5 protein-coding genes are annotated in these 7,387 nt (G+C 38.7%); 1 reads left to right on the top strand and 4 read right to left on the bottom strand.

From position 1 onward, the window contains the following. The 4 genes from A5294_RS04715 to A5294_RS04700 form a co-directional block, all read right to left on the bottom strand. A partial coding sequence (locus tag A5294_RS04715) for an FAD-binding protein (protein ID WP_064340593.1) occupies nucleotides 1–1,937 on the bottom strand: 1,937 nt, incomplete at its 3' end. Between the two features lie 40 nt (nucleotides 1,938–1,977). After that, nucleotides 1,978–3,522 carry a DNA-processing protein DprA gene (dprA, locus tag A5294_RS04710; RefSeq protein ID WP_064340592.1) on the bottom strand — a complete coding sequence of 515 codons (1,545 nt, stop codon included), beginning with the start codon at nucleotides 3,520–3,522 and terminating at the stop codon, nucleotides 1,978–1,980. After that, the gene (locus tag A5294_RS04705; RefSeq protein ID WP_064340591.1) at nucleotides 3,519–5,162 is read right to left on the bottom strand and encodes a YifB family Mg chelatase-like AAA ATPase; all 1,644 of its coding nucleotides are present in this window, start codon (nucleotides 5,160–5,162) and stop codon (nucleotides 3,519–3,521) included. Before A5294_RS04705 ends, dprA begins: the two co-directional genes overlap by 4 nt. Then, entirely contained in the window at nucleotides 5,162–5,710 is a 549-nt protein-coding gene (locus tag A5294_RS04700; protein WP_064340590.1) for a YraN family protein, read from the bottom strand. The genes A5294_RS04705 and A5294_RS04700 overlap by 1 nt, the downstream gene beginning before the upstream one ends. A gap of 321 nt (nucleotides 5,711–6,031) precedes the next feature. Between A5294_RS04700 and A5294_RS04695 the strand changes: the two genes are divergently transcribed. Then, nucleotides 6,032–7,354 carry an O-acetylhomoserine aminocarboxypropyltransferase/cysteine synthase family protein gene (locus tag A5294_RS04695; protein ID WP_004106910.1) on the top strand — a complete coding sequence of 441 codons (1,323 nt, stop codon included), beginning with the start codon at nucleotides 6,032–6,034 and terminating at the stop codon, nucleotides 7,352–7,354. Nucleotides 7,355–7,387 lie beyond the last annotated feature (33 nt).

Genomic DNA, 7,387 nt, shown 5'->3' with positions numbered 1-7,387 from the left:
GTATAAAAATCTCCTTTACTATCTTGTTTAAAATCAATAACATTCACTGGCTTTTTTGCCAAGTTTCCATCAAAGTCAATGAACGAGTGTTGTGGCAATGAAGAAATATCATGTTTTGGATAGTCTCTTCTAAAGAAAGCACCTCTAGATTCATGTCTAGCAAGTGAAGATTGTAATACTGCTTTTGCAAGTAGTGACATGTTCTTTATTTCCCATATTGCAGTAATTTCTTGGTTAAAAACTAAATTATCGCTATGAATGTGTAATGACTGAATTTTAGGATCTATAAATTCTTGTATGTCATTGAGTGCTTTCTTAATTGATTGTTCGTCGCATGATATTGCAACAGCGTTTTCCATGATTTTTCCTAAATCTGCAAATAATTTATAAGGATTATCTTCTTCTATTTGTGAAGATTCGTCGTTATAACTGTTGTCTGTAAAATCTGTAACTTGCTTCGCACTCGTTTCCATAAGCTGATTAAGTTCATTATTTCTTTGTTTATATAAGACTTGTAGTGCAACATTACTTGAGATAGTTTTATTGGTTTCGTTCGTTTCGTTCGTTTCATTGATTTCGTTACTGTTAGTTTCATCATCCTTGTTTAAGTTTTTCAATTCCTTTGCTATTGTTGCTCCCGCACGATTTCCAAAAAGGCATGCGTCAAGCAAGGAGTTTCCTCCTAATCGATTAGCTCCGTGCACTCCTACGCATGAGCATTCTCCGGCAGCGTATAAACCATAAACAATATTTTGGTTGTTATTTTGCCATCTATATACTTTTCCATTCAAAGTTATCGGTATTCCGCCCATTGTGTAGTGAGCTGTAGGGCGAATTGGGACTAAATCGCAAGTTGGGTCAAGATGAGCATATTTTTCAATAGTTTCTGTAACTTGTGGCAAGTATCCTAACATATTTTCTCGGCTGATATGTGTCATATCTAGCCAAACACAATCGTTATGCGAATTGCTTTGTTGCGTAGTTGTTGAATCGTTTACACCTCTTCCTTCGCGAATTTCTTTGGCAATTGCACGAGAAACAACATCTCTTGGAGCTAAATCTGCATGTACTTCATCGTATTTTTTCATAAAAGCTTCGCCATTTGAGTTCCTAAGCACGCCGCCTTCAGCTCTTGCTGCTTCTGAAAGCAGAATGCCAGTATGAGCTAGTCCAGTAGGGTGGAATTGAATGAACTCGCAGTCTTCAAGTTGTAATCCTGCTTTTAGAGCTAAAGCCATGCCATCGCCTGTTAAATCCCACGAATTAGATGTTGTTGCAAATAATCTTCCCGATCCGCCTGTAGCTAAAAGTAAGAATCTAGACCTTATTGCTCGCAAGTTTCCTGCAGATAAATCAAATGCAACAATTCCTTCAACGCTCATAGTTTGATCGTTTATAGCAACATCTGTTACGTAACAATCTTCAGCAAATACAATATTCTCGGAAACACATTGTTGCCATAAGCTATGCAAAATTTGGTGACCAATACGATCTGCAGCAAAAGCCGCACGTTCAATTGGATTCTTTCCAAAATTAGCAGTATGCCCACCAAAACGGCGTTGATTAATATACCCATTTTGCGTTCGAGAAAATGCTACGCCATCATGTTCAAGCTGAATAACTGTTTTCGGCGCTTCTTTTGCAAGTAGCTTTGCTGCATCTTGATCGCTTAGCCAATCTCCGCCATGAACTGTGTCATAATAATGCCATTGCCATTTGTCTTGTTCAACATTTCCAAGGCTTGCTGCTATACCTCCTTCAGCAGAACCCGTGTGTGAACGCAATGCTGGCACTTTAGAAATCACTAAAATTGATGGTGTTTTTCCTCCTTTTCTCATACATGCGTATTCTTCGGATTTAATTAATCCTAGTGCTGCAGATAATCCTGCAGCTCCAGCGCCAACAATAATAACATCGTAGTATTCGCTTGATTGCATACTTTTATTTTCTCACATATCTTGTATTGGGCGCGTTATTTTACGCTACTTTTTGCTGTGATAATGTTAAATTTTCTTTATTTTGTACAATAATTCCTTCCAATTCTAGCAATGCAATTTTCCCAGAAATTTCAGCAATAGATGGTATGTAATCTAATTGTTTTTCTTCGTAAGAAGCTTTTATTATTTCGTATATTCTGTCAACATTTGCAAGTTCACGTTTGCGTTTGCATGTTGTAATTGCGTCGATAATTAGTTTTTGCGTATTGTCATAATTTTTATAGTCTATACTTAATTTTTCTGGTTTAGGTTGAGAATAAGCAAAGTAATGATGAGATTGAGGAAACAGAATATCTATATCTTGATTTGAACACAATATTATAGCTTGTGAATCGTGTATTAGCTTGTTGCATCCTGCATTATTAGGCTGATTGATATCTCCTGGTATGGCGTATAGTTCGCGATTTAAATCAGTTGCCCATGTTGCAGTATTTAGCGCTCCGGATTGTAATCTTGCTTGAGCAACTATAATTTTTGATGCTAGAGCTGCAATAATTCTATTTCGTAATAAAAATCTGTGGCCTACAGGTGTTGTATCTGGGCATAGTTCGCTAATACACGCTCCGCCTTTTGCAATAATTTGTTCAAAAAGCTGATAATTGCATCTGGGTCCCATATGATTTAATCCTCCAGCAAATACAGCAATGGTTTTTCCTGTAGGCTTATTTTCATCTACATCTTGTGCATCTAATGCGCCCCAATGTGCTGCTGCATCAATTCCGTACGCTCCACCAGAAATAACAGTATGGCCTTTCGAAGCGCAATCATAAGCAAATTGATATGCAAGTTCTCTTCCGTAGTCTGTGCAAGAGCGTGAGCCAACAATAGCAAGTGGATTATGACATTGTGTTAATGCTTGTGGATTCCCTACACCCCACAAGCATAAAGGTGGTGAGAAATGACTCTGAAAAGCCAAATCTTGTAATTGTTTCGGCCAATATTTGCTGTGTGGTGCAATAATCCATTGCTTTCCGCCAGAAGTGAACCATTGACATAGTGATTCATTATTCCATGTTGGTAAATGCAATAATCGAACGCACCATTTTGAAATAGAATTGTGTAACACTTCTAAAGACTTAGGCGCATTATTGTTGTGATAACCCCACGCTGTTAAGCCCTTCTTGAAATAATTTTCTAAGAGTGTAAGTTCTTTATGGTTTTTTATGAAACTTATCATTGTAGATACTAATTCTTGATTTTTGTTACGTTTTCTTGAGCTAAAAGTTTTAGAATTGGCATCGTTTTCTTGATCTGCTACTTCACTAATAATTGGAAGTTGCATTTGTTGAGCTGAGCCTGTTGATTGTTGTTTCGTAAAATTTTTCACAATTGTTTTTAATATTGAAACAATTTCTTTAGCGCTTTTAGATCCCAATAGTAGCGTGTACATAATTGCATCCGCTCCTTCAAGGCAGAATGTAAGTATTGCACGAGATATTGTTTCTTCGTCTGGTGAAGAAAAATCGCTAGGTGAACTAATGGTTTCTTCATTGTTATCCGTGTTGTTTATGTTCTTAGTATTCATATTCGTGTCCTTAAACTGATTGCTTGTGCAATGTCTGTCATGTCTGGTGAAGTGTGTCCAGAAAGATCAGCAAGCGTCCACGCGAGTCGCAATGCTCTATCTGCTCCTCGCAAACTCAATTGATGCTTTTCTAATGCACGGTTGATAAGTCCTACAGCTTGCTGTGAAGTGTATTTTCTAAGCCATGTTCCAGATGCTTGTGCGTTGCAATCCCAGCCTTGTTTTATAAAACGGTCGCGAGCAATTTTACGAGCTTCTATTACGTTATCTCGCATTGTTTTGCTATTCAGATACGTGTTTTTAACTGAGTTTTGTGCATTGTCTTGATGATGGTTTGAAATAATAATTCGTTCTACTGGAGGTACATCCATTTGAATATCAATACGGTCAAGAATTGGACCTGAAAGGCGTGAAAAATATCGTGCTCTTTCGCGCTCTTTGCAAGTACATCGTTCTCCATTTCCGTATGCGTATCCGCAAGGACAAGGATTTGCAGCAACAACAAGCTGGAATTTAGCTGGATAAAGAGTTGTCCCTTTTGAACGAGAAATAGCAATATGCCCTGATTCCAATGGTTCTCTTAGGGTTTGCAATACTCTAGGAGAAAACTCTGGAGCTTCATCCATAAACAGCACTCCGCAATGTGCTCTAGTAATAATCCCAGGTTTTGCAACTCCTGTTCCTCCTCCGATAAGAGAAGCTGCTGAAGCAGTATGGTGAGGTGCTTCAAATGGTGGAATATTGCTAATTCCGTAATAGGGTAGTGTTCCACAAAGTGAACGAATTGAAGCAACCTCAAGCTGTTCTTGTTCGTTAAGTGGACACATAATGCTTGGTATTCGTGAAGCTAGCATGGTTTTCCCAGATCCTGGAGGCCCAATCATCATTACGTGATGCCCTCCAGCTGCAGCAACTTGTAGAGCCCATTTTGTATGTTCTTGCCCTATTACTTCAGACATATCTCCAATTTCATATTTTGGTTCAATTTGTAGTGGAGAAGTGCTTTCTTCGTGAATTGACGAATTATAATCTTCTTCTCCATTGTTATAATTTCCATTTCGTTCAAGGACTTGCATATGTTTATACGCAGGGTCTTCTTCAATAAGCTTGAGTGATTCTTCGCTCAAACTGCCATGCAATTGCGTCACTAAATCTAAAATATGGTGTATTCCAATAGATTCAATTCCATCTACAAGTTGCGCTTCGGCAAGATTTTCTTGCGGAATAAGCATTCGTTTAAAATGCATCTTTTTTGAGTAAAGTGCAATAGGAAGAATGCCTTGAATAGGTAATACTGTCCCGTCAAGATTTAGTTCTCCTAAAATAACTGTATTTTCTAATTCTGTAAGTGGAATATACTTTTCTGCGCTTAGTATGCTTGCCGCGATAGCTAAATCGTATGATGCTCCGCTTTTTGGCATTGAAGCAGGTGATAAGTTTACTGTTACCCTTCCTTCAGGCCATTTACAATGCAACGCAAAATGAGCTGATTTAACGCGCTCTCTTGCTTCGCTTAATGAAGTGTCAGGTAAGCCGATAATAGAAAAGTTTGGCATATTTCCAGATATAAAAGCTTGCAGCTGAATAGTAAAAGCTTTAAGACCAATAAGTCCTATTGATGTTGCGTTTCCAATATGCATTAGAATGCTCCTTGAACATGCTTGAATTGGATTGATGAATTATCTTCAATTTCTTCCAAAGATTGCAATTCATATGCAGAATCTGGATAAGTGTATTTGTTAATAATAAGAATTGATACAGCGTCAAATCGAATACGGTAAGGAGGTATATCGCTTCCGAATTCTTCCAGCCATTTCATACCAGTTGTACGTAATTTGCTACATTTTTCTTGAGTAATTGCTTCAAGTGGAGTGCCACAACGTACGCTTCTTCGAGTTTTTACTTCCACGAATACCAATTTTTGTTCTGGAGTAATCATCACCAAATCTAGCTCTCCATTACGGCAATGCCAGTTTCGGTCAATAACGTGCCACCCTTTTTGTATGAGTCGCAAAGCTGCGTATGTTTCTCCCAGTTTTCCCAACTCTTTACTTTCAAGAGAATCATCTTGAAGCTCGTTGGACACTTGTTCAAGTTTTTCTTGCAAAAATACTTGAGCAGTCTCAGCGTCGTCAATCTCGTCAAGCGAGATAATTTCATCGTCAATAATGTGTTTTTGTGTAATCATGCTGCTATTTTCTGTGCTTATTGAGYAGTAATCCAGATTTTTTAAGCATTGTGGATAAAAGCTGCATACGGCGTGTTGTATTAGAAATTCAGTATATTTTCTGTATTTTTCTAAAACAGATTTCGCTATTTTTTGCAAACTGTTAATTCGTTATAGCTAATTTTGATAACCGCAGGTATGTACGAATGAACCATAGTGGCATATTGTCGTTATCACTTAAATAAATATGTAAACAGAAAACGGAAAAGTAAGTGGATGCGCAAAGTGAGCTGAAGCAAACTAATCTACTGTTTGAAAAAGTCGCAAAACTGGAGGGGTATTATGAGCGATATTGAAGAAACGCAAGGAAAGTATCATTTTGAAACCTTGCAGTTGCATGTTGGTCAAGAGCAGGCGGATCCGGCAACTGATTCTCGTGCAGTTCCTATTTATCAAACAACAAGCTACGTGTTCCACGATTTTGATCATGCCGCTGCTCGTTTTGATTTGCGTGACGCTGGAAATATTTATGGCCGTTTGACGAATTCTACTCAAGATGTTTTTGAGCGTAGAATTGCAGCTCTTGAAGGTGGAACTGCAGCTTTGGCTGTTGCTTCTGGTGCGGCAGCTGTAGACTATGCTATTCGTAACATCACTCAGCAGGGCGATCACATTGTGTCTTCAAAGAATGTGTATGGTGGAACTTATAACCTTCTTCGTCATACTCTTCCTCGAGATGGTGTAACAACTACTTTTGTGGATCCTAAGAATCCTCAGAACTTCGAGGATGCAATTCAGCCGAATACGAAGCTCGTGTACTTTGAAACTTTTGGTAATCCTAATGCTGATTTGCCTGATTTTGAGGCTATTTCCGAGATTGCGCATCGCCACAATCTTCCTGTTTTTGTTGACAACACTTTTGCAACTGCATACTTGTTCCGTCCGCTTGAGCATGGTGCAGATATTGTAGTTGAGTCTGCTACGAAGTTTATTGGCGGCCATGGCACAACTCTTGGTGGCATTATTGTTGAAGGCGGCAATTTTGATTGGGCTAAAGTCCCTGGAAAATTCCCAACTCTTACTGAAGCTGACCCTAGCTATCATGGTTTGAACTTCTATGATGCTTTAGGATCTGTGGCTTTTGTGACTCGTATTCGTGCGATTATTTTGCGCGATACTGGCGCTTGCATTAGCCCGTTTGCTGCATTCTTGCTTTTGCAAGGCACGGAAACTTTGAGTTTGCGTGTTGAGCGTCACGTTGAGAATGCGTTGAAGGTTGTTCAATATTTGCAAACTGTGCCAGAGGTTGAATCTGTAAGTCATCCTTCTATTGAAGGTCGTTCTGATCACGAGCTTTATAAGCGCTACTTCCCGAATGGTGGAGGCTCTATTTTCACGTTTGATATTAAAGGTGGAAGGGATGCAGCTCGCATATTTATTGACAATTTACAGCTTTTCTCATTGCTTGCAAATGTTGCTGACGTAAAGTCATTGGTTATCCATCCTGCATCTACTACGCACTCTCAGGAAACTTCTGAAGAGTTGGAAGATCAGGGCATTCATGAAGGTACTATTCGTTTGTCTATTGGAACTGAACATATTGACGATATTCTTGCCGATTTGCAGCGCGGATTTGACGCTGTTCGTAAAGCAGGACTTGCTTAAATAGAAAAGAGAAAGCAAAGTAAAAAATTATTA

This window comes from Gardnerella sp. 30-4, assembly GCF_001641215.1.
Classification (GTDB): domain Bacteria; phylum Actinomycetota; class Actinomycetes; order Actinomycetales; family Bifidobacteriaceae; genus Bifidobacterium; species Bifidobacterium leopoldii.
This window is presented reverse-complemented; position numbering and strand designations above follow the sequence as displayed.

What these genes read in the sequence shown, in the direction of transcription:
- dprA (WP_064340592.1), bottom strand. Translation starts at nt 3,522, where the DNA reads ATGAATACTAAGAACATAAACAACACGGATAACAATGAAGAAACCATT.
- A5294_RS04705 (WP_064340591.1), bottom strand. Translation starts at nt 5,162, where the DNA reads ATGCATATTGGAAACGCAACATCAATAGGACTTATTGGTCTTAAAGCT.
- A5294_RS04700 (WP_064340590.1), bottom strand. Translation starts at nt 5,710, where the DNA reads ATGATTACACAAAAACACATTATTGACGATGAAATTATCTCGCTTGAC.
- A5294_RS04695 (WP_004106910.1), top strand. Translation starts at nt 6,032, where the DNA reads ATGAGCGATATTGAAGAAACGCAAGGAAAGTATCATTTTGAAACCTTG.